The sequence below is a fragment of the endosymbiont of Riftia pachyptila (vent Ph05) genome (assembly GCF_000224455.1).
In the GTDB taxonomy this organism is placed as follows: Bacteria; Pseudomonadota; Gammaproteobacteria; order Chromatiales; family Chromatiaceae; genus Endoriftia; species Endoriftia persephonae.
On record NZ_AFOC01000045.1, the window covers coordinates 1 to 22,060 of the forward strand.

Genomic DNA, 22,060 nt, shown 5'->3' on the forward strand with positions numbered 1-22,060 from the left:
TCCTGCTCCTGCTCCAGTTCTTCTGGAAACAGCATGCCCTGGCCATTCTCCTTGGCATAGATACCCAGCACCGCAGCCGGCGGCACAAGAATCGCTTGCGGATGACCGGCGAAACGGGCGCTGAAGCTGATCCACTCGTTGCCCAGCTCTAGGCCCACCACCGCATCTGGAGCGATGTTGAGCACGATCCGGCCTTCGCTGACAAACTGCTGTGGCACCTCCACCGCCTCATGATCGGCATCTACCAGCAGATAGGGGGTCAGAGCATTGTCCACCAGCCACTCGTAGAGGGCACGTATCAGATAGGGACGGTTCGAGGTCATCAGTAACTTGTCAGCCCCGCATCTCGCGTTCCGCCTCAGAGAGGCTCTGGGTGAACGACTCACGCGCAAACAGGCGCGAGGCATACTCATGCAGGCCCTTGGCCGAAGCAGGGATATCGACACCAAGCACCGGCAAACGCCACAGTAGTGGAGCGATCAAGCAATCCACCAGAGTGAAATCGTCACTCATGAAGAACGCCTTGGCGGCAAACACCTGAGAGGTGGCGATCAGGCTCTCACGCAGCTCTTTGCGAGCCTTGGCCGCGTCTTTCTTGCCGGCCAGGATCACATCCATCAACCGGTACCAGTCGTAATCGACCCGATACATCAGCAAACGCGAGGTGGAGCGCGAAACCGGATCCACCGGCAGCAGCGGCGGGTGAGGAAAGCGCTCGTCCAGGTACTCCATGATGATACGTGACTCATACAGCCGCAGATCCCGGTCCACCAGCGTCGGCAGGGTGCCGTATGGATTCAGTTCCATCAACTGTTCGGGCATGTTGAGCGGATCAATGTCATTGATCTCAAAGGTGATATTCTTCTCCGCCAGCACCATCCGCACACGGTGACAATAGGGGTTCTGGGGATCCGAGTAGAGGGTCATTACTGAACGTTTGTTCGCAACCGCCGCCATTGATTCCTCTCCAAAATAACCGCGAGAGAAACCGCTTCAGCAATTCCACCCGCCAGCAAAAACTAAACGAAAAAAGGCGCACAGTATACAACAACTGCGCGCCCCTTTTCAGAATTACCGTATCAACGGTTTCAGTGGACGTCCTTCCAGTACTCCTTCTTGAGCATATAAGCGAGCCCGAAGAAGGCCGCAATAAACAGCAGCACCCAGATGCCCATGCTCTTACGCTTCATCTGGATCGGCTCACCGACATAGCTCAGGAAAGCGGTCAGATCACGCGCCACATCGTCATACTCGCCCGGGCTCAGTTTGCCAGGGGCGATCTGCTCGAACTTATCGAAGACATGGGTCTCGTTGCCCGCCGCATCCTGCTCGGTGCGGAACACCGCTTTCTGCGGACCTTGCAGTTCCCACAGCACGTGAGGCATGCCCACATCGGGAAAGACGATGTTGTTGACACCGAAAGGCCGCGACTCATCCACATAGAAGCTACGGAAATAAGTGTAGAGCCAATCCACACCACGCGCCCGGGCGATCACGCTCAGATCAGGCGGAGCGGTGCCGAACCACGCTTCCGCCTGCTCCTGCGGCATCGCGATGGTCATGGTGTTACCGATCTTGTCGGTAGTGAACATCAGGTTCTGCTTGACCTCCTCTTCGGTCAACCCCAGATCCCTCGCCATGCGATTGTAGCGCTGGAACTTGGCCGAGTGGCAACTCAGGCAGTAGTTGACGAAGTATTTCGCACCACGCTGCAGCGAAGCCTCGTCGCTCAGGTCGATATCGGCGTCATCCAAGTGTACGCCACCGCCACTGGCAAACCCCATGAGAGGCGCCGCAGCCAACAGAAATGCAAAAAACAGCTTTTTCATTGGGTCACCCTCTCAGGAACAGGCTTGGTCTTGTCCATCTTGGAGTAGATGGGCATCAGCAGGAAGAAAGCGAAGTAGTAGATGGTGCCGATCTGTGCCATCAGCTTGTACAGGTCGGTGGTCGGCTGAGTCCCAAGGTAGCCAAGCACAATGAAGTCCACCACGAACAGTCCGAGCACCACCTTGTAGAGGCCACCCTTGTAACGGATCGACTTAACCGGGCTGCGGTCGAGCCAGGGCAGGAAGAACATCACCAGGATCGAACCGAACATGGCAACAACACCCGGGAAGGCAGAACCTGCAATCGAAGGTACTGCACGCAGGATTGCGTAGAACGGCGTGAAGTACCAGACCGGCGCGATGTGGGCAGGGGTCTTCAGCGGGTTGGCCGGTTCAAAGTTGGGGTGCTCGAGGAAGTAGCCACCCATCTCCGGCGCGAAGAAGATCACCGCCGCGAACAGGAACAAGAAACCTGCCACACCAGCGATATCCTTCACCGAATAGTAGGGATGGAAGGGGATACCATCAGCCGGTGCTGTATCGCTCCACTTGTTGCCCTTTGGACCCTTCTTGATCTCGATGCCGTCGGGGTTGTTGGAACCCACCTTGTGCAAGGCGACGATGTGAATGAAGACCAACGCAGCCAATACGAACGGCAGCAGGAAGTGCAGTGCGAAGAATCGGTTCAGTGTGGCGTCGGAGATGACATAGTCACCACGGATCCAGACCCCCAGGTCGGGACCGATCACCGGCACCGCCGAGAACAGGTTGACGATAACCTGCGCACCCCAGTAAGACATCTGACCCCAGGGCAGCAGGTAGCCCATGAAGGCGGTGGCCATCATCGCCAGGTAGACAATCACACCGATGACCCACAACAGCTCACGCGGCTTCCGATAGGAACCGTACATCAGCCCGCGAAACATGTGCAGGTAGATGACGATGAAGAACGCCGATGCGCCGGTGGAGTGCATATAGCGGATCAACCAGCCCCACTCCACATCACGCATGATGTATTCGACGGAGGCAAAGGCCAACCCCGCGTCGGGCTTGTAGCTCATCGCCAGCCAGACACCGGTGAGGATCTGGTTCACCAGCATCAGCATCGCCAGGGAGCCCATGAAGTACCAGAAGTTGAAGTTCTTCGGTGCGTAGTATTGCGCCAGGTGCTCGTTCCACACCTTGGTCATCGGAAAACGATCGTCGATCCAGCCGACGAAGTTCTGCATCATGCTCATCAGGAAGCACCTCCATCAGCACCGATCTGAATCCTGGTATCGGAAAGGTATTGGTAAGGGGGAATCTCCAGATTCTTCGGAGCCGGCACGCCCGCGTAGACGCGGCCAGCCAGATCGAAGCGGGAACCGTGGCAGGGGCAGAAGAAGCCACCTTTCCACTCGGCACCCAGATCCGCCGGCGCCACATCGGGGCGGTAGGTCGGGGAACAACCCAGATGGGTACAGATACCGACCGCCACCAGATATTTCTCCTTGATGGAGCGGGCGGGGTTCTTACAGTAGTCGGGTTGCTGGCCGGTATCATCGGAGGCGGGATCCAGCAACGCAGCATCCAGAGTCGGCAGGTCCTTCAGATTCTGTTCCGTGCGATACACGACCCAGACCGGCTTACCGCGCCATTTGACGCGCATCATCTGGCCGGGCTCCAGCTTGCCGATATCGGCCTCTACCGGCGCACCAGCCGCCTTCGCCTTCTCGCTGGGGGACCAGGCCGCCAGAAAAGGATAAACCACGAAGCCGGCGCCAACCGCCCCGACTGCACTTGTCGCGAGCGTAAGTGTACGCCGCTTTCCCAAATCCACGCCATCTGCGCTCATTTTTTACTCCCCGAGTTTCTGGACGAACCACCAATACCTTGTGCCACAAGGCAGCTCGGCAGCCCCGCCGTTCAGGACATTAGAATATGCTGAATAAACCCCAAAAATTGACCGCGCATTCTCCAACATGCACCGCGACAGGTCAAGGCTGGACGCAGGTAAATCCGAGTAACTTCTGTTCTGTATCAACGACATGCCACTCCACCCAGGCCTGCTGCCAGGCGGGCACACCTATCCCCATTCCGCCGCAAGAGGCCAAGAATCAGTATGTTAGGACTCTTTAAAGTACCAACCAACACCCTCAGCAAGAGCTCACGCTGGGCTATCGATATCGATAAAACTCAACTCCAGCGCAAATCGTTCTGCCAGGCGCTCGCCCAACGCCTGCACGCCATAACGCTCAGTGGCATGATGCCCAGCGGCAAAATAGTGGATCCCCCGCTCCCTCGCCAGATGCACTGTCGACTCAGATATCTCACCGGAAATGTAGGCATCCAGACCGAGATCCGCCACCTCCTCGATAAAGCCCTGGGCTGCGCCACTGCACCAACCAATCCTCCCAATCATCCTCTCCGCCGCATCAATATGCAGCGGAGTTCGCCCCAACGCCTGAGCGATCTGCCGCTCCAGCGTCACCCCACTTATCGGCCGGGACAATTCCGCCTGCCACACCAGCCCCCGGCCGGCGGGGGTACTCTGGGCCGACTCCAACCCTAGCACCCGCGCCAACTGGCGGTTGTTGCCCCACTCCGGATGGGCATCCAGCGGCAGATGATAGGCCAGCAGGCTGACATTATTTTTTATCAGACTGGCAATACGCCGCCCTTTGATGCCTCGCAGCGGCGCGGCCTCCCCCTTCCAGAAGAAGCCGTGATGCACCAGCAACGCATCCGCCCTCCATTCCACCGCCGCATCGATCAGCGCCTGGCAGGCGGTTACCCCGACCATCAGGCGCCGGACCTGCTGTGCCGCCTCCACCTGCACGCCGTTGGGACAGTAGTCATCAAATTCATTCGCTCCGAGTTGTGCATTGCAGTATGATTCCAGCTCATTCAGATCGACCATGCGCACGCCCCTGTTCCCGATTAAAGGGCTGCTAGATTACCTCCCCGATGAAGATCCGCAAACTCGCCTCATTTTTAATGACATCGCTCACCGCCGGCCTCGCCGCGGCGATCGTGGTTCTGTTCCTACTGCCTGGACTGCGAGAGCCGAGCCCGCAGGCGCCACACCTCAACCAGCCCAAAGCATCGGCAGAACCACCAGCCAAGCCCCCCATCGCCAGCGGCCCCTTCTCCTATGCGGATGCGGTTGCCACCGCAGCCCCCGCGGTGGTCAACATCTACACCGCCAAGATCACCACCGAGACTCAGTCGCTACGGTTTCGCGACCCCTTGCTACAACACTTCTTTGGCAGACTGCTACCCGATCAGACCCGCAAGCGCCGCGAGACCAGTCTCGGCTCTGGCGTCATCATCACACCGGATGGCTATCTGCTGACCAATCACCACGTGATCGAGGAGGCGGACGAGATCAAAGTGGTGCTGCGCAACGGCCACAACGTGGCAGTGCGCATCATCGGCAGCGACGCGGAATCAGACGTGGCGCTGCTGAAGATCGACGGCGAACCCGACCTACCGGCGATCCCCATCAGCGATCCGGAAAAGCGCCGCATCGGCGACGTGGTGCTCGCCATCGGCAACCCGTTTGGCGTCGGTCAGACCGTCACCATGGGTATAGTCAGCGCCACCGGTCGCCACCACCTGGGGATTAACGCCTTCGAGAACTTCATCCAGACCGACGCCGCCATCAACCCCGGAAACTCCGGCGGCGCACTGGTCAACGCCCGGGGCGAGCTGGTCGGCATCAATACCGCCATCTTTTCCCGCAGCGGCGGCTCTCACGGCATCGGCTTCGCCATCCCGTTTGAGCTGGCGGAAGGCATCATGCGCCAACTAATCGCTACTGGCGAGGTGGTGCGTGGTTGGCTCGGCATCCAGGGCCAGGATGTCACCGAAGAGCTAGCCGAAGCATTTGGACTGCGCTCGGTGGAAGGGGTATTGGTCACCGGCGTACTGGAGGACGGCCCCGGCGATCAGGCCGGACTCACCCCGGGCGATGTCATCACAAGCATCAACGGCATCGCCCCGAAAAACTCCCACGAGCTGCTGCAGCTGATCGCCGGCACAGCGCCAGGTAAACAGCTGCATATCGGCGGCTGGCGCGGCAACACCCCCATTGAGGCCACAGCCATCTCACAGCCGCGTCCCACCACCTCCCCCGCCAGGGAATAAAGCACCTAACCACAGCATCGCCTACAATCCAGGGAGGGCCTCAATCCACAAGGAACATCCGTATGAACGGAACCACCGGATTGGTCGATGAGCTCATCGACTCAGTACAGTGCAGCTGCAACAACCAGCTCGACGACAGCCACGAGAGCAAGCTGCGACAACACTTCACAAGGCTGCTGCAGAAACAGCCAGGCCCCGCCCAACCCAAAAGCTGCCAGATCACCATCCTAATCTCGGACCTGCACAGCTTCAGTTCAATCTCCGCCCAGATGCCCGCGCGGCAGGTGATTGAGATGCTCAACCTCTACTTCTCTCAGATGTGTGAGATCATCTACCGGCATGGCGGCACCATCGATAAGTTCATGGGCGACACAATCATGGTGTTGTTCGGCCTGCAGCAACCCCACCCTGACGACCTGCAACAGGCCATCGCCTGCGCGGTGGAGATGCAGCAGGCGATGGATCGCATCAACCGGGACAACAGGCTGCTGGGCTTTCCGCGTCTCTACATGGGGATCGGCATCAACAGCGGAAAGGTGATGGCAGGCAATCTCGGCTCCGAGCTCTACAGCGAGTACACCGTGATCGGCGACGCCATCAACCTGGCCTCGCGCATCGAAGCCTACAGCCTGCGCGGCCAGATTCTGCTCAGCCAGGCGTCACAGCGCCAGGCCGCCGACTATATTGAGACTGGCGAGGTCAACCGGGTCCACGTCAAGGGCAAACGCGAACCCGTCACCCTCTACGAACTACTCGCCACCAGCCGTCCGAAGCCACTGCAGGTGCCACGGGTAGAAGCACGCCGCACCCCGCGCATCCCCTCAGACTTACCACTGAGCTTCCGCCGCCTGCAAGGCAAGTGGCTGGAGGAGCACAGTCACCAGGGACGGGTGGTGGATCTAAGTTACAACGGCATGCTCGCCAGTACGCCGATACAGCTGGAGAGACTCTCCGAGATCAAGATCAATCTCTCACTGTCGCTGATGAGCCGCGAGACTGGCACCATCTACGCCAAGGTGCTGCGCTCCGAACAACGCGGCAAGGCGTGGCACAGCCGCATGGAGTTCAGCTACATAGATGACGACGGCCAGGCAGCGCTGAAGAACCACATCGACCAGTCGATCAATCAGCGTTGAGGGCGTCGAGCCAGGCGGGAAAGGTGGTGAAAGCAATCCCCTCCCCGCTGGCCCACTCAAGGTACTCTGCCAGCGCCTGCTCAGAGGCGGCGGAAAAATTTTTGGTATGGCCAATCGCCACCAGCGGCAGCGGTACATCTGTCACCCCGTCAAACTGCTTGAGCCACTTGCGGCTGACATCGATCAGCACCCGCGAAGGCATGCTGGAAAAATCGAGCATCACCTGCCCCAGCTTGGAGAGTTTTGCGAGCCGCCCCACCACCCCCGAGACTGTCCCGCCAGGCCCCCGATAGGAGCCCTCGCAGCCAGATGCAAAGCCGGCATCCGGCCGGCCCTTTACCGCCACCAAGGCGCGCATGTGGCGCACCGGATCGATCCGCGCCGTTGCGATCGGCATCTCATAGAGCCCCTTTTTTTCTGGCGTGCAGACGTCACCCCTGGTCATCCAGTAGGGCAACTTCGGGGCCTTGGTAAAGTCGAGCCACTCCCCCTTGGTGGTATTGCGCATCCCCGGAGCGACACTCGAATCGATCAGAAAGTCGAGCTTGCGCAGCGCCCTGACCACCCGCTCAGATGGCTGGATGCACCAACCACCGGCACGGAAGGCGATACAGCGGTAGTCAGGCTGACGCGAGCGCGCCAGATCCTCCAGCCAGGTACGCCCCTCCTTGAGCAGCACGCGAATCTCGCCGTCACTCAGATCGGCGATTCGCCAGCGTGAGAGATCTAGCTGCCACTCACCTTCGGCATCCATCCGCCCCCCCTCCCACTGGGGATGCAGATGCAGCTGCAGATCATGACCCCGCTCCAGCGCTGCCGCCAGCTGCGCCTTGATCGCCGCCACTGAGCAGACGCTGCGCAGCTCCGACTCCATCATCGCAAAGCCTGCGGCATCGACGAACAGAGTGACAGGAGCGTCAAATCCCTCGGCAACCTGCATGATGCGCCGCGCCGGATCCTGCACACAGCGGCGCGGCTCGCCACTTCCGTCGCCAAATACCTCGTAGTCAACGCTGAGTATCAGCTGCGCGGCAGCCATTCCCTCTCCACTCCCAGGTTGGTTGCGGCAGCAATGGCTACCAGCTGAATTCGCAGTTGATGGTACAGCCCGAAGCAGCCTGCAGAGTGCCGACCAAGACATCGATCGGCACCTTCTGACCTAGCCGCTCCGAGTACCAACCCAGATGGGGATTCTCTTCGCCGTGCCGCACTTCCCACTGCAGGGCTTCATCGGCACAGATCTCCAAACGGTGCGGCTCACCTTCGATCTCGGCATAGAAATGGTGCTTCAGCTCACCCGGGTAGAGGCGTACATTCGGATGGAACTGAAACAGCAGCCGCAGCGCTGCCGCCCCCCCTTCGATCCGGTCTGTCACCCGTAGCTTGCGCTGCCGAGCATCGAGAGTGATCTCCCGGTGGTGGCGAATCTGCGGGTCGGCATATCCACTGACGCTACCCGAGATACTCTGTTGCTCACCATCGGCCGATTGCTGCAACTCACCGATCTGCTGTTTCGAACGCTGCAACCAGAGGAAGGCACCACCGATCAGCGACTGGTCGTGGCCATTGACCTCCAGGGCATTGTGGGCAGCGGTACTACGGAAGTAATCACGCCAGTCGGGCTGGGTGTGGTAGCAATAGGTGCCCGGATCGACCAACCACCACTGGCCATCCAGCGCCATGCAGAAGCTCAGCGCATCGGCATGGCCGTGGGCGGCAATCGAGGGATATCCCAGTGGCCCCGCATCAAAGATCAGATGGGCACCGCCACCTCGCAGCACCGCATAGCCGCCCTTCGGGAAGAGTTGCCCAGCCGGCTGATCATCCGCCTCTGGACCCGCATCGATCTGCGCCGAGCGGCCTGCGATCAGGCTGTACCAGAAGACCTTCTGGCTGAGGTACTGCGCCTCACAACCATCCTCCAGCACCGCCTGGATCGCACTGCAGACCTCCCGGTAGGGGTCTGGTGAATCGGCCGGCTCGAAGCGAGCCACCACGCCGTCGTCAGAGTCACCGATCTGCGGCACCACACCACCCGGCGGACGCAGCGCAGAGATGAAACGCTGCATGCCGATGATGCGCTCACGGAAGGTATCGCTAAAGGGCTCAGCGTAGCGTTCCCCCACCAGCCAGTTGAGGTAGAGATACTCCATCACCCACAGATGGTAGTAGTTGGCCTGCTCCTTGTTGACGCCATCCTCGAACACCTGCTTGACCGCCTCGGCCTCCAGTTCGCGCTTCGCCAGCGCCGCCCAGACTTCCCCCTCCGCACCAAGATCAAATACCCTGCAGCCAAGCCACAGACCGGTCAGCTCGCCGATCAGGTGGTTGTTGGCGGATGAGTGGCGAGAGAGATAGTGGCGGATAAAGTGGGCATGCTGATAGATCGCATTGCCCAGCGCCTCGCTGTCGCTGACCCGGCTGAACAGCCCCTGCTCATCGCGCAGACAGAACAGGCTGTGCACCAAGGCCCAAGCCACCAACCGCAATGCCACCTCCAGGGTGCTGCACCAGTGAACCCCCAGACCAAATGGGTTCTGTGCAATCCAGCTGTCGATCTGGCTAGTCACCAGCCGCACATAACGTTCATCGCCGGTGACCGCATAGGCCACCGCCAGCGGCACCAGATGGGGGTGACGCGCCACCTCCCAGAGGGTTTTGCAGTTACCCACCTGGTGGTTGTCACGGTAGTCGATGCCCTTACCGTAGAGCAGCGGCGCAACGATCCCCGACTCGGGATCCCGGTGCCAGTTGAAGCCGTCGAGCAGATTGACCTTGAGGTGGCCGAAGATATCTACATCGCCATCGAGCAGCGGCTCGTAGCCGGCCAGCTGCCCGGCATAGGCGGCACGCCACTGACTGACGATCTGTTCAGACTCCCCCTGAAACAGGCCGCCACGACTACCCACCGACCCCTTCGGCTTCGGCCTCCAACCAGCGCTGAGACGCTGCTTCTCGACCTTGCCCTGCACCACCCGGCCAACCCGGAACAGCAGCTCCGCCGGGCTCATTGCCTTGATCCGGTTGATCTTCCATGCCAGTGAACTCATGCGCTCATCCCATATTCCCGGTGCCAGATCTCCAGGTTGAGCAGGCCCCAGAGCAACTTCTCGTGGTTCTGAGTGCCGTTCACATGCTCGTTGACATAGCGCTCCAGCACCGGCCGGTTGAAATAGGCGGCGGTTTTTGAATCGCTGCTGAGGATATGGTCGCAGAGGTAGTCACGCATCGGCCCCTGGAACCACTCATTGACCGGCACCCGGAAACCAACCTTGGGGCGATTGAGGATGGTCTCGGGCAGGATCTGCTTCATCCCCTCACGCAGCATCCATTTGCTGATGCCATCCTTGATCCGGCAATCGTCGGGCAGCGAGGAGATGTAGGCCGCCAACTGATGGTCCATGAAGGGCATACGCGCCTCCAGGGAGGCCGCCATGGTCATGCGGTCGCCGCGCTCCAGCAGATTATCGGGCAGCCAGCTAGTCTGATCGAAGTAGAGGATCTTGCGCAGGTTGCTGTTGTCCCGATTGACATCGAAGGGCGGGCCGTCGAACTGCTGATAGTCGTCGGGACGAAACGCCGCCAGCGCCTCGCGCTCCTTCCAGGTCAGCGCGCCAAACCAGCGCGGCATGCGCTCTCCCAGTTGCGCAGCCCTAGGTTGTTGATGGCGGTCTTGGCGCGGCGGTATTTGTAGGGCAGCGCGTTGACCAGGCCGCGGATCGGCGCCTGCAGCAGATCCGGGATATAACGATAATAGTCGGCGTAGCGGTCGAAGCTGTGTTTCGGATAGCCACCGAGAAACTCATCACTACCCTCGCCGGTGAGCACCATCTTCACCGTCTTGCGCGCCTCCAAAGAGAGCAGATAGATCGGGATATCCGACGGCTCAGCCACCGGCGCGTCGCGCAGACGCACCAGCTTCGGCAGCTCCTCCATCAGGTGCGCCTGGGAGACGGTCAGTTCGTGGTGGTCGGTATGGAACTGCTCTGCGATGGTCTTGGCGTAGCCCAGCTCGCTGTACTGGGCCTCAGAGAAACCCACCGAGAAGGTCTTGATCGGTTCGTTGCTGTGGCGCGTCATCAGGCCGACGATGGCGGAGGAATCGATACCACCGGAGAGGAAAGCGCCAAACGGCACGTCCGCCACCATGCGGCTCTCCACCGCATGATCGAGCTGTTCCATAAAGCCGGCCACCGGGTCGGCCACCGGAGCCTGGTCGACACGCGGCTCACGATCCGGCGGGATGTAGTAACGGCGCACAGAAAACTCGCCGTTGCGCCACACCCCGCAGGAACCGGGAGGCAGTTTCTCGACCCCCTCAAACAAGGTGCGCGGCCAAGGCACATAACGAAAGGCGAGATAGTCCCAGACTGCGGCCTGGTCGATCTGCCGCTGCACCCGCGGATGCACCAGGATGCTCTTGATCTCGGAACCAAAGATCAGCTCGTCGCCGCGTTGCCAAAAGTAAAAGGGTTTCTTGCCGAAGCGGTCGCGGGCGACGAAGAGCTGCTGCTTTTCGCTGTCCCAGAGGGCGAAGGCGAACATGCCATGCAACTTCTCGACGCAGGCTTCGCCCCACTCGTCGTAGGCGGCGAGCAATGATTCAGTGTCGGAGTTGCTGTTGAAACTGTAGCCCTTCGACTCCAGCTCGGCGCGCAGCTCACGATAGTTGTAGATCTCACCATTGAACACCACCTGGGTGGTGGCGCGCTGGTTGGCCATCGGCTGATGGCCCCCGCCCAGATCAATGATCGAGAGGCGGCGATGGGCTAGGCCAATCTGCTGGCGCCCGGCGTTGGCCTCGGTAGTATAGAAGCCTTCGTCGTCTGGCCCGCGGTAGACGATCTCGTCTGCCATGCGCTTGAGCAGGGGCTGGGGGCTGTCGACAGGGTTATTCAGGACAAAACCGGCAATACCGCACATAGTCGTTCTAGCTTCTTTTTAGATATTTCCGTATTGGTGCAGGGGGGCTTTGGAGGCGACTGCACCATCCAGTGAACGCCTCGGATTATAACCACAGATCCCCGTAAAATGTCCTAGCACCTCCTTTCAAACAGTGCGTTTGTCGACAGTTCCGTAAAGCCGCAACACTTACCCCTGACAGCAGCATGGGCGAATGCGCCATGCCACTGCGCTCAGCGGACAAACAGGCTCAAAAACGCATCGCCCAGCCGATCTCGACCTCCCACTGGTCCATCCAGAGATCGCCGGTCTGCGGCCCAGTATTGGGGTTAGTGCCAGTGACCTGCTCTTCAGGTGCATACATGAAAGCCGCGTTAAGCTCGTGCCCACCCCCCAGTTTCAGTCCGAAACCACCGGTAAAATGCTCCTTGATCACCGCCGGCGCGAGGATGTTGAACAGCGCCTGACTGTTCTCGAAGGTATCAGTGGCGTAGGAGTAGCCGGCACGCAGGGTCAAATCGTCGCTGTATTGCCACTGCACGCCGAACTTGTAGACATTCTGGTCGTTCCAGCCGAAGCCCAGCCCATCATCGGTGCCCAGCAGGGTGGAGCCAGGTATAAATACCAGATCGGCCGGGTTGCCCACCGCATTCACCTCGGAGTATTGAATGCGCTGGTAGTCGAAGGCGAAGGTCCACTCCGGCGTAAAGCGGTAAGAGAAACCCAAGTCGAAGTTGGGCGGAATATCAAAGTCACCCGCCTCTGCAAACAACCCCTTGTAGCTGTCAAACTTCTGCATCCACAGACGCGTCTGATAGGAGGCGCCGAGCTTCAGCTGCTGATTCACGCGCCACAACCACCCAAACCGCACACCGCCACCAACGCTGACATCGGTACCGTTATTGGTCACTGAATCGGGGTACTTGGAGAACATCCGGAACGGCTCCAGGCCGGTGACAGAGATCGACTGCACCGCCAGGATCGGAGTGATACCGATCGAGTGCTCCTCGCTCAGCAGGCGCGAATAGCTGATGCCGACAAACATCTGCTTGAGGTCCACCCCAACCGGCGCTGAGGCCTGATACTCCAGCACCCCCGGCGGACTGAAGCGGGCGAAGACAGCACTATCATATTCGGTGTTCATACCGCCGTTGGCACCGATCGCCACACCAATCGAGCTCTGCTCATCGAGCATGTAGTTGCTAGCAAAGTGGGGCAACAGAAACAGATCATTGGCACTCTTATATTCACCGGGAGGGATCGAGGCATAGGGCGGGGTCTGCGCGTCATCGTTGGCGGTAAAGCCTCGCGTCGGCGCAAACAGTGACGCCCCCGCCTCGATACGGTTACCCACCCGCACCAGCGAGGCCGGATTGCTGGCGGCACACATGGCGCCAAACGACATCGCCACACAGGCCCCGGCAATCGACTTCGACTTGGGGCCATAACCGTAGGACCAGTAGCCATTGGTAGCCATAGCTGGCAGGGAGAGGAACAGCCCAGAGATCAGGGCCAACAAAAGGATTCTTTTTCTCATCGCACACTCCAAAACCACATACAACAGGAGCCGCTGCGCATCACATCCAACACGGGGGATAGAAGAGACAGATCAGCGAATTAGCCGGCCAGACAGAGGCAAGACACCAACTGGCATCGACCGACACTGCTCGCCGGCGCTAGTATCGGCCAGACGCGCCTAAGGAACGTTGATCTGGATCAGGACAACCCATCCGCAATGAGTTGCCTGGACCGGTCACCCCTGGAGAAGGGCAGTGAAATGCTCAAGAAAGGTTTCACTCTCCTGCGGCGTACCCACCGTCACCCGCAGGCAGTCGCTGAGCAGCGGGTGGGCACCGTGCAGACACTTTACCAGCACACCTCGCTCCTTCAGCCCTTCGAAGAGTTCCAGCGCACGCCCCTCGGGCACCCGCAGCAGGATAAAGTTGGCCTGCGACGCGTAGGGCGCCACGCCGTCGATCGCCCGCAGGACGGAGAAAAGCCTGCCGCGCTCCTCTAGAATCGCGCTGGTTTGGGCATCAAACACCGCCTGGTGGCGCAGCGCAAACTCCGCACTCAGTTGGCTCAGCACACTGATGTTATAGGGCAGGCGGGTCTTGTCGATCTGCTCCAGCCAGGCGGCGGGCCCAACCAGCAAACCGAGACGCAGCCCGGCCAATCCCATCTTGGAGACAGTACGCATCACCAGCAGGTTGTCGAACTCACCGAGGCGTGGCATGAAGCTCTCATCGGTGAAGGGGGCGTAGGCCTCGTCCACCACCACGATACCAGGGGCCACCTCGATCACCCGCTCGATCTCCGCCGCATCGAACAGGTTGCCGGTCGGATTGTTGGGGTAGGCGAGAAACAGCAGTGCCGGCTGATGCCGCTCGATAGCCGCCAGCAGGGCATCGATATCGAGACTGAAATCGTCGCTCCTGAGCGGCACACCGACATACTCCATGCCGCAGAAGGTAGCGATCATCCGGTACATGACAAAACCGGGATCCACTGACATCACCACCCGGCCCGGGCCGGAGACCGCCATCGCCAGCATCTGGATCAGCTCATCAGAGCCGTTGCCGAGGATCAGCTCCGCCCCCGCCGGCACTCCCATCGCGTCACGCAGGCGTGCCTTCAGCGCTGCCGCCTGGGGGTCGGGATAGCGGTTCACATCGACCCCGGCGAGCAGATCCAGCCACTCCCGGCGCAGCTCATCCGGCCAGGTGTAGGGGTTCTCCATGGCATCGAGCTTGATCATCTCGCCCGGATCCGGCACATGGTAGGCGGAGAGCGCCCGGATCTCAGGGCGCACCCATTGGTCGATGAGCTGTTTCATTGGAATATCAGTCCGCAAATTACCGCAAATATTTCGATTCAGTTTTGCATACGAAAAATACGCGAAGCACACAAAAAACCTTGGCGCTATTTGCGTCTTTTACGAACAAAAAATTCACCTCAACTCTCCTGCCGGGGCATTCTACAGTGGGGACAGCTAATCACCGAACGGGTGACCACCTCCGCCATCACGACTTACCACGATACTCGGCAGAACGGGCGTGGGCAGTGAGCCCCTCACCGCGCGCCAGCACCGAAGCGGTCTCCGCCATGCTGGCCGCACCCTGCGGCGAGGCCATGATCAGACTGGAGCGCTTCTGGAAGTCGTAGACCCCCAGCGGAGAGGAGAAGCGCGCGGTGCGCGAGGTCGGCAACACATGGTTGGGACCGGCACAATAGTCGCCCATCGCCTCGGCGGTGTAGCGACCCATGAAGATCGCACCGGCGTGGCGAATCTGTTTTGCCATCGCCTCGGGGTTCTCCAGCGACAGCTCCAGGTGCTCGGGAGCGATGAAGTTGGCCACATCCACCGCCTCCTGCATATCCTTCACCGTGATCAGCGCGCCGCGCACCCTGAGCGCTGTGGCAATGATCTCGCGCCGCTCCATGCTCGGCAGCAGCCTATCGATGCTTGCTTGCACCTGTTCAATGAAGCCGGCGTCGGGGCAGATCAGGATCGACTGGGCATCCTCATCGTGCTCCGCCTGGGAGAAGAGGTCCATGGCGATCCAGTCGGGATCCGTGTTGCCGTCGCAGATAATCAGGATCTCCGAAGGGCCGGCCACCATGTCGATGCCGACCTGACCGAATACTGCGCGCTTGGCGGTAGCCACGTAGATGTTGCCGGGGCCGACCACCTTGTCCACCGGCGGCACGCTCTCGGTGCCGTAAGCGAGCGCGGCCACCGCCTGGGCGCCGCCCACCAGGAAGACTCGATCAACGCCGGAGACATGGGCCGCCGCCAGTACCAACTCGTTGAGTTCACCGCCAGGGGTAGGCACCACCATGATCAACTCGGACACCCCGGCCACCTTGGCGGGAATCGCGTTCATCAACACTGATGAGGGATATGCCGCCTTGCCGCCGGGTACGTAAAGGCCGGCGCGATCCAGCGGCGTCACCTGCTGACCCAGCAGGGTGCCGTCCGGCTCGGTATAGGACCAGGAGTCGGTGATCTGGTGCTCAGCGTAGGCGCGGACGCGATTGGCTGCGATCTCCAGCGCTTGGCGCTGTTCGGCAGGGATGGTGTTCCAGGCCTGCTCGAGTCGGCTCAGCGGCAACTCTAGATCGGCAGCGCTGGCCGCCTGCCAGCCGTCGAAACGGCTGGTAAACTCGACCAACGCGGCGTCACCGCGGCTACGGATCTCAGCGATGATGTTGTTAACCGTATCGTTGACCGCCCGATCAGAGACCGATTCCCAGGCCAGCAGCGCATCCAGCCGTGATTGAAAATCGGCATCGCTGCTGGACAGTTGGCGTATCTCGCTCATCTCTCTAACTCCCGCACAGAACACAGATCAGGATTGATTCTTCTCCACCGCCTCGGCCACCGCCGCCTTCAGGGCCATGATCGTGGCGTGCTTCATCTTCCAGGCGGCCTTGTTGACCACCAATCGCGAGCTGATGTCGGTGATATGCTCCAACGGTACCAGGCCGTTGGCCTTCAGGGTGCTACCGCTCTCCACCAGATCGACGATCAGGTCAGCGAGCCCCACGATCGGCGCCAGCTCCATCGAACCATAGAGCTTGATGATCTCCACCTGCTGACCCTTGGCGGCGAAGTGTTTCTGTGCGCTCTTCACATACTTGGTGGCGATGCGCAGGCGGTTGCCATCAAGGGAGGCACCGGCGTGACCGGCCACCATCAGGCGGCACTTGGCGATCTGCAGATCGAGTGGCTCGTAGAGCCCCTCGCCGCCGTGCTCCAGCAACACATCCTTGCCCGCCACGCCGATGTCAGCGGCGCCGTACTGCACATAGGTGGGTACGTCGGTGGCGCGGATGATCACCAGCTTCACCTGCTCGTGATTGGTATCGAGGATCAGCTTACGGCTGGTCTCCGGGTCGTCGATCGGCTCGATGCCGGCATGGGCCAATAGCGGCAGGCTCTGTTTGAAGATGCGCCCTTTCGAGAGGGCGATGGTGATCGGTGTAGAAAATTTCATGACGATGCGCGTTCGCGGCTCAATCAGTAGTATTCAAAACAGGCTTGCCTGACGCCAGGCTGACAGCCAGATGAGATCAATCAGGCACCCGACGGATCTGCCCGCCGAGGCCGGCCAACTTCTCCTCGATGTTCTGATAACCCCGGTCGATATGGTAGATGCGATCCACCAGGGTCTCCCCTTCGGCCACCAACCCGGCCAGCACAAGGCTGGCGGAGGCACGCAGGTCGGTAGCCATCACCGGCGCGCCAGTCAGATGTTCGCTGCCGGTACAGATCGCCGTGTTGCCCTCGAGGCGGATCTTCGCCCCCATCCGCACCAGCTCCTGCACATGCATGAAACGATTCTCGAAGATCGTCTCGGTGATCGTGCCGACCCCCTCCGCCACCGAGTTGAGGGCGGTGAACTGCGCCTGCATATCGGTCGGAAAGGCGGGATAGGGGGCGGTGTGCACATCCACCGCCTTGGGGCGGCGTCCCTCCATATCGAGGCTAATCCAGTCCTCACCAAACTCCATTTTTGCGCCCGCCTCGATCAGCTTCTGCGACACCGCATCGAGCAGATCGGGGCGAGTGTCACGCACCTTGACCCGGCCGCGAGTGATCGCCGCGGCAACCAAAAAGGTGCCGGTCTCGATCCGGTCTGGCAACACCTCATAGTTGGTGCCGAGCAACCGTCCAACCCCATTGACGGTGATGGTCGAAGTCCCCGCGCCAGAGATGTTGCCACCCATCTTGTTGATACAGTCGGCGAGGTCCACCACTTCTGGTTCACGCGCAGCATTCTCGATAATGCTAGTGCCATCGGCCAGCGCCGCCGCCATCATCAGGTTCTCTGTGCCGGTCACCGAGACCAGATCCATGACGATGCGCGCCCCCCGCAGCCGCTTGGCGCGCGCACGGATGTAGCCGTTCTCGACAGAAATATCTGCGCCCATAGCGCGCAGTCCGTCGATGTGCAGATTGACCGGGCGGGAGCCGATCGCGCAGCCTCCGGGCAGCGATACCTCCGCCTCGCCGAAACGGCTCAACATCGGCCCGAGCACCAGGATCGAGGCACGCATGGTCTTGACCAGCTCATACGGGGCGTGGAATCGGGTGATCGAAGCAGTATCCGCCTCGATGCCCATCTTCTCATCCACCACCAGGGTGGCGCCCATCCCGCCAAGCAGCCCCATGGTGGTGGTAATGTCCTGCAGATGCGGCACATTGCCCACCCGCATCGGACTGTCAGCCAGCAGGGTCGCCGCGAGGATCGGCAGCGCCGCATTTTTCGCCCCGGCAATCCGCACCTCGCCCTGCAGGGGAATTCCACCTTTGATGATCAGTTTATCCATCGTTGGGATCCGCTCAGTCGGCGCCAACCTGCCAGCGCTTGGAAAAACCGGGGATCATAGCGAAAATACGGCAAGAACGGGAGCTTTTTTCGACAGTTGGCAGCCAAAGCGGGGGTATAACCGTATTTTCCCAGCCCGCCCACGCAGCCACATCAATCCCGCCGCAGCCGATCGGAGATAGCGATCGGCGTGTAGAAGCGCATCACCACCAGGTAGGTGGAGACCAGGAAGGTGAACAGGGTTGTTAGCTGGATCAGGTAGGAGGCGCGGTCGCCAATCTGCCCCAGGTCGAGTGCCAGCACCGCGATCAGCAGAGAGAATTCGCTCAGCTGGCCGAGCCGCCAGCCGATCTCACCGCTGCGCTCACGATCCTCGCCGGTGCGCTCGAGCAGGCGACGGAAGGCCCAGGGCTTGACCAGCATCAGAATCGTCGCCAGCAGCAACGCCGGCAGCAGCAGATCGGGTAGCTTCTCCAGATTCACCCCAGCTCCCAGGGAGAAAAAGAAGAGGATCAGGAAGAAATCGCGCAGCGGCCTCAAGCTCTCGGCGATATAGAGGGCGATCGGACTGGTGGCCAGCGCGACGCCAGCACTGAAGGCGCCGATCTCGCGGGAAAGCCCTACCCCACCGGCCAGCTCGGCCATCCCCAGGCACCAGCCGATAGCGAGCAGAAACACATACTCCTTGATCTGGCTGAAGCGCCGAATTAGCGGAACCAAAAGGAAGCGCGCCACCAGCCAAGAGCCGAGGATCAACACCGGCAATGCCAACAGCAGCAGAATGAAGCGCCCTCCCGCTGAAGCAAGATCCACCCCTCGCCCCTCCAGCAGCAGCAACATGACAATCGCCAGCAGATCCTGCAGCAACAGGATACTGATAATAATCTCGCCGGTGCGCTGATGGTGCAGTACCGTGGTCGGCAATAACTTGAGACCGATAATGGTGGAAGAGAAGGTCATCGTACCGCCCACCACCAGTGACTCCACCCAGCTAAAACCAAACAGCCAGGCGACGCTGAAGCCGATCACGAAAAACAGCAGCGAACTGCCGAGGGTCACCAGGGTGGTCTTGCGCAGCAGATTGAGCAGCTCCTGGGGCTTCAGATCGAGCCCCAACAGAAACAGCAAAAAGATGATGCCGATGTCGGCAATCTCTTTCACCACCGCCGGATCATCCACAAAGCCGAAGCCCCAGGGACCAAACAGCGCACCGAGCAGGATATAGGCGATTAGCAGCGCCTGACGAGCGAACAACGCCACCGTTGCCAGCAGCGCCGCGCCGGAGAAGACCAGAAAGATGGTAAAGAGGATCGGATCATCCTGCATCTGGAGCTATTCCTCCTCATCCAACGGCAGCAGCTCCTGCAGATTGCAGACACCGGCGATGGCGCGCATTGAGGCTGGCAGGCCGGTGATCTCCAGACGCCCCCCACCCGCCTGGGCCGCAGCGAGCCACTCCAACAGCAGCGCCACCCCGGCGCTGTCACTGTGCTGCACCGCGGAGAGGTCGAGGGAGAAATCCCCGCCAACCGGAAACAGCACCTGCGACTGCTGCAGCAGGCTGCGCGCACTGGCGAAGCTCATATCGCCCTGCAAAGTGAAGCGAAACGCCCCTTCGTGGCGGATCTCGGCCAGGCTACTCAAGGGCCGCCTCTTCCGCCTTGCTGAACAGAAATTGGCCAACTATCTCCTCCAGCACCAGCGCTGACTGAGTCATTGTGATCTGGCCGGTGTCACGGATCGTCTCCTCGCTGCCCCCCGGATCGAGACCGACATACTGCTCCCCGAGCAAACCCGAAGTGTAGATCTTGGCGATGCTATCCTCTGGAATCTTGTCATACTGCTCTTCGATCCGCAGGGTAACCACCGCCTCGAAGTTCTGCTGGTCGAACCCGATATGCGTCACCCGACCGATACGCACCCCGGCTATCGCCACCGGCGAGCGCACCTTGAGACCGCCAATATTGTCGAAGCGGGCCTGTACCTCATACCCATCACCTCTGCTGACACTGCTCAGGTTGCTTACCTGCATCGCCAGAAAAAACAGTGCCACCAGGCCAAGCGCCATGAACAGCCCAACCCCGACCTCCAGCCTGCGTCTATTCATCTCTCAGTCTCCAAACATCAGCGCGGTGAGCACAAAATCGAGCATCAGCACCGCCAGCGCCGAGTGCACCACAGTACGGGTGGTGGCACGACTCACCCCCTCCGAGGTGGGATGTGCATCGTAACCCTCGAACAGCGCGATCCAGCTGCAGACGATGCCAAATACTACGCTTTTGGTGACACCGTTGAGTACATCCTCGTTCCAGTCGATCTTCGCCTGCATCTGGCTCCAGAAGGCGCCATCATCGATCCCCAGCAGCGCCACCCCGACGAAGTAGCCACCGATCACACCGACCGCACTGAATAGCCCCGCCAGCAGCGGCATCGAGATAAAACCGCCCCAGAAACGCGGCGTCAGGATCCGGTGCACCGGATCCACCGCCATCATTTCCAAACCGGAGAGCTGTTCAGTGGCCTTCATCAGGCCGATCTCGGCGGTCAACGCCGAACCGGCGCGACCAGCGAACAGCAGCGCCGTCACCACCGGCCCCAACTCGCGCACCAGTGAAGCCGCCACCATCACTCCGAGGCTCTCTTCAGCGCCGAACTGGGAGAGCACATAGTGCCCCTGCAGCCCCAAAACCATGCCGACAAACAACCCGGAGACCACCACGATCACCAGGCTGCGCACCCCCACAGAATAAACCTGGACCAGCAGCAGGCGCAGACGACGCACCAGCGCTAGGCTGCCGACCAGGATCTCCAGCAGCAGCAGATGACCGCGACCCAGGCGCTGCAACGACGCAAGCCCATGTCGGCCCAGGTGTGCCAGAAGGTCAAGGATCAAGCACCACCTCCACCCATCAGCAGATCATCAGCCAGCGGCGCGGCCGGGTAGTGGAAACGCACCGGCCCATCCGGCTCGCCGCGCATGAACTGGTGCACCCAGGGAGAGTCGGAGTCGGCCAACTGCTGCGGCGACCCCTGCTCCACCAGCCGGCCATGGGAGATTAGATAGAGCCGATCGGCGATGGCGGCGGTCTCCTCCACGTCGTGGGAGACCAGAATGCTACTCAGCCCCACCGCATCGTTGAGACGGCGGATCAGCTGCGCCAGCACCCCCATCGAGATCGGATCCTGGCCGGTGAAGGGCTCATCGTACATCACCATCATCGGATCAAGGACGATGGCCCGGGCCAGCGCCACCCGCCGCGCCATGCCACCGGAGAGTTCAGCCGGCATCAGCTCACGCGCACCGCGCAGCCCCACCGCCTCTAGCTTCATCAGCACCAGGCGACGAATCATCGATTCGGGCAGGTCGGCATGTTCGCGCACCGGGTAGGCGACGTTTTCAAAGACAGAGAGATCGGTGAGCAGCGCGCCACTCTGGAACAGCATGCCCATACGGGTGCGCAGCCGAAACAACTCGCGCCGGCTGAGCTGATGCACGTTCAGACCGTCCACCTCGATGCTCCCGGCATCCGGCTGCAGCTGACCGGCGATCAGTTTCAGCAGGGTGGTCTTGCCGCTGCCACTGGGCCCCATGATGGCACTCACCTGGCCACGCGGGATATCCAGGTCGACACCATCAAAGATGATCTGCCCGCCGCGACGAAACCGCAGCCCGCGAATACGAATCAGCGGCGACTCCTGCGAGCTCTTGTCTTCGACCATTGGCGAGGCT

The 22,060-nt window shown here is 60.7% G+C and carries 22 protein-coding genes; 2 read left to right on the forward strand and 20 right to left on the reverse strand.

Features of this window, described 5'->3' with window-relative positions; genetic code table 11:
• The 6 genes from RIFP1SYM_RS08520 to RIFP1SYM_RS08545 form a co-directional block, all read right to left on the reverse strand.
• A partial coding sequence (locus tag RIFP1SYM_RS08520) for a ClpXP protease specificity-enhancing factor (protein WP_039960103.1) occupies positions 1-323 on the reverse strand: 323 nt, incomplete at its 3' end.
• A gap of 10 nt (positions 324-333) precedes the next feature.
• The gene (locus tag RIFP1SYM_RS08525; protein WP_005961928.1) at positions 334-957 is read right to left on the reverse strand and encodes a glutathione S-transferase N-terminal domain-containing protein; all 624 of its coding nucleotides are present in this window, start codon (positions 955-957) and stop codon (positions 334-336) included.
• Positions 958-1,088: 131 nt separating this feature from the next.
• Positions 1,089-1,829 (reverse strand): cytochrome c1, encoded by a 741-nt coding sequence (locus tag RIFP1SYM_RS08530; RefSeq protein WP_005961930.1) that lies wholly within the window; start codon positions 1,827-1,829, stop codon positions 1,089-1,091.
• A complete protein-coding gene (locus RIFP1SYM_RS08535; protein WP_005961932.1) occupies positions 1,826-3,067 on the reverse strand; it encodes a cytochrome b in 1,242 nt (413 codons plus the stop codon). Before RIFP1SYM_RS08535 ends, RIFP1SYM_RS08530 begins: the two co-directional genes overlap by 4 nt.
• A complete protein-coding gene (gene petA / locus RIFP1SYM_RS08540; protein WP_005961934.1) occupies positions 3,067-3,663 on the reverse strand; it encodes a ubiquinol-cytochrome c reductase iron-sulfur subunit in 597 nt (198 codons plus the stop codon). Before petA ends, RIFP1SYM_RS08535 begins: the two co-directional genes overlap by 1 nt.
• A gap of 312 nt (positions 3,664-3,975) precedes the next feature.
• Positions 3,976-4,728 carry a Nif3-like dinuclear metal center hexameric protein gene (locus RIFP1SYM_RS08545; RefSeq protein WP_240991613.1) on the reverse strand — a complete coding sequence of 251 codons (753 nt, stop codon included), beginning with the start codon at positions 4,726-4,728 and terminating at the stop codon, positions 3,976-3,978.
• Between the two features lie 47 nt (positions 4,729-4,775).
• On the opposite strand from RIFP1SYM_RS08545, the gene RIFP1SYM_RS08550 reads away from it, so the two are divergent.
• Both RIFP1SYM_RS08550 and RIFP1SYM_RS08555 read left to right on the forward strand, forming a co-directional pair.
• The gene (locus tag RIFP1SYM_RS08550) at positions 4,776-5,957 is read left to right on the forward strand and encodes a trypsin-like peptidase domain-containing protein (protein WP_005961938.1); all 1,182 of its coding nucleotides are present in this window, start codon (positions 4,776-4,778) and stop codon (positions 5,955-5,957) included.
• A gap of 62 nt (positions 5,958-6,019) precedes the next feature.
• Complete coding sequence (locus RIFP1SYM_RS08555) at positions 6,020-7,093, forward strand: adenylate/guanylate cyclase domain-containing protein (protein WP_005961940.1); 1,074 nt, start codon at positions 6,020-6,022, stop codon at positions 7,091-7,093.
• Here RIFP1SYM_RS08555 and RIFP1SYM_RS08560 read toward each other — a convergent pair.
• The 14 genes from RIFP1SYM_RS08560 to RIFP1SYM_RS08620 all read right to left on the reverse strand — a co-directional run bounded on the left by RIFP1SYM_RS08560 (position 7,080) and on the right by RIFP1SYM_RS08620 (position 22,050).
• Positions 7,080-8,132, reverse strand: a complete 1,053-nt coding sequence (locus tag RIFP1SYM_RS08560) for a polysaccharide deacetylase family protein (RefSeq protein ID WP_006474328.1) — start codon at positions 8,130-8,132, stop codon at positions 7,080-7,082. The genes RIFP1SYM_RS08555 and RIFP1SYM_RS08560 overlap by 14 nt on opposite strands.
• A gap of 37 nt (positions 8,133-8,169) precedes the next feature.
• Entirely contained in the window at positions 8,170-10,143 is a 1,974-nt protein-coding gene (locus RIFP1SYM_RS08565; RefSeq protein ID WP_005961944.1) for a heparinase II/III family protein, read from the reverse strand.
• A complete protein-coding gene (locus RIFP1SYM_RS18035) occupies positions 10,140-10,724 on the reverse strand; it encodes an asparagine synthase-related protein (protein ID WP_005961946.1) in 585 nt (194 codons plus the stop codon). The genes RIFP1SYM_RS08565 and RIFP1SYM_RS18035 overlap by 4 nt, the downstream gene beginning before the upstream one ends.
• Positions 10,700-12,016, reverse strand: a complete 1,317-nt coding sequence (gene asnB, locus RIFP1SYM_RS08570) for an asparagine synthase (glutamine-hydrolyzing) (RefSeq protein ID WP_005961948.1) — start codon at positions 12,014-12,016, stop codon at positions 10,700-10,702. The genes RIFP1SYM_RS18035 and asnB overlap by 25 nt, the downstream gene beginning before the upstream one ends.
• A 229-nt stretch (positions 12,017-12,245) precedes the next feature.
• On the reverse strand, positions 12,246-13,532 hold the full coding sequence (locus RIFP1SYM_RS08575) for an OmpP1/FadL family transporter (protein WP_006474330.1): 1,287 nt from the start codon (positions 13,530-13,532) through the stop codon (positions 12,246-12,248).
• Positions 13,533-13,748: 216 nt separating this feature from the next.
• Positions 13,749-14,831, reverse strand: coding sequence for a histidinol-phosphate transaminase (gene hisC / locus RIFP1SYM_RS08580; RefSeq protein WP_006474331.1), 1,083 nt, complete (start codon positions 14,829-14,831; stop codon positions 13,749-13,751).
• Between the two features lie 187 nt (positions 14,832-15,018).
• Complete coding sequence (gene hisD, locus RIFP1SYM_RS08585) at positions 15,019-16,320, reverse strand: histidinol dehydrogenase (RefSeq protein ID WP_006474332.1); 1,302 nt, start codon at positions 16,318-16,320, stop codon at positions 15,019-15,021.
• A gap of 27 nt (positions 16,321-16,347) precedes the next feature.
• Positions 16,348-16,995, reverse strand: coding sequence for an ATP phosphoribosyltransferase (hisG, locus tag RIFP1SYM_RS08590; RefSeq protein ID WP_005961957.1), 648 nt, complete (start codon positions 16,993-16,995; stop codon positions 16,348-16,350).
• Positions 16,996-17,071: 76 nt separating this feature from the next.
• Positions 17,072-18,331 carry a UDP-N-acetylglucosamine 1-carboxyvinyltransferase gene (gene murA / locus RIFP1SYM_RS08595; protein ID WP_039960098.1) on the reverse strand — a complete coding sequence of 420 codons (1,260 nt, stop codon included), beginning with the start codon at positions 18,329-18,331 and terminating at the stop codon, positions 17,072-17,074.
• A gap of 152 nt (positions 18,332-18,483) precedes the next feature.
• Complete coding sequence (locus RIFP1SYM_RS08600; protein ID WP_005961962.1) at positions 18,484-19,656, reverse strand: cation:proton antiporter domain-containing protein; 1,173 nt, start codon at positions 19,654-19,656, stop codon at positions 18,484-18,486.
• A gap of 6 nt (positions 19,657-19,662) precedes the next feature.
• Positions 19,663-19,974, reverse strand: a complete 312-nt coding sequence (locus RIFP1SYM_RS08605) for an STAS domain-containing protein (RefSeq protein ID WP_005961964.1) — start codon at positions 19,972-19,974, stop codon at positions 19,663-19,665.
• Entirely contained in the window at positions 19,967-20,437 is a 471-nt protein-coding gene (mlaD, locus tag RIFP1SYM_RS08610) for an outer membrane lipid asymmetry maintenance protein MlaD (protein ID WP_005961966.1), read from the reverse strand. The genes RIFP1SYM_RS08605 and mlaD overlap by 8 nt, the downstream gene beginning before the upstream one ends.
• A 3-nt stretch (positions 20,438-20,440) precedes the next feature.
• Positions 20,441-21,223 carry a lipid asymmetry maintenance ABC transporter permease subunit MlaE gene (mlaE, locus tag RIFP1SYM_RS08615; RefSeq protein WP_005961968.1) on the reverse strand — a complete coding sequence of 261 codons (783 nt, stop codon included), beginning with the start codon at positions 21,221-21,223 and terminating at the stop codon, positions 20,441-20,443.
• Complete coding sequence (locus tag RIFP1SYM_RS08620) at positions 21,220-22,050, reverse strand: ABC transporter ATP-binding protein (RefSeq protein WP_006474335.1); 831 nt, start codon at positions 22,048-22,050, stop codon at positions 21,220-21,222. Before RIFP1SYM_RS08620 ends, mlaE begins: the two co-directional genes overlap by 4 nt.
• Positions 22,051-22,060: the final 10 nt, after the last annotated feature.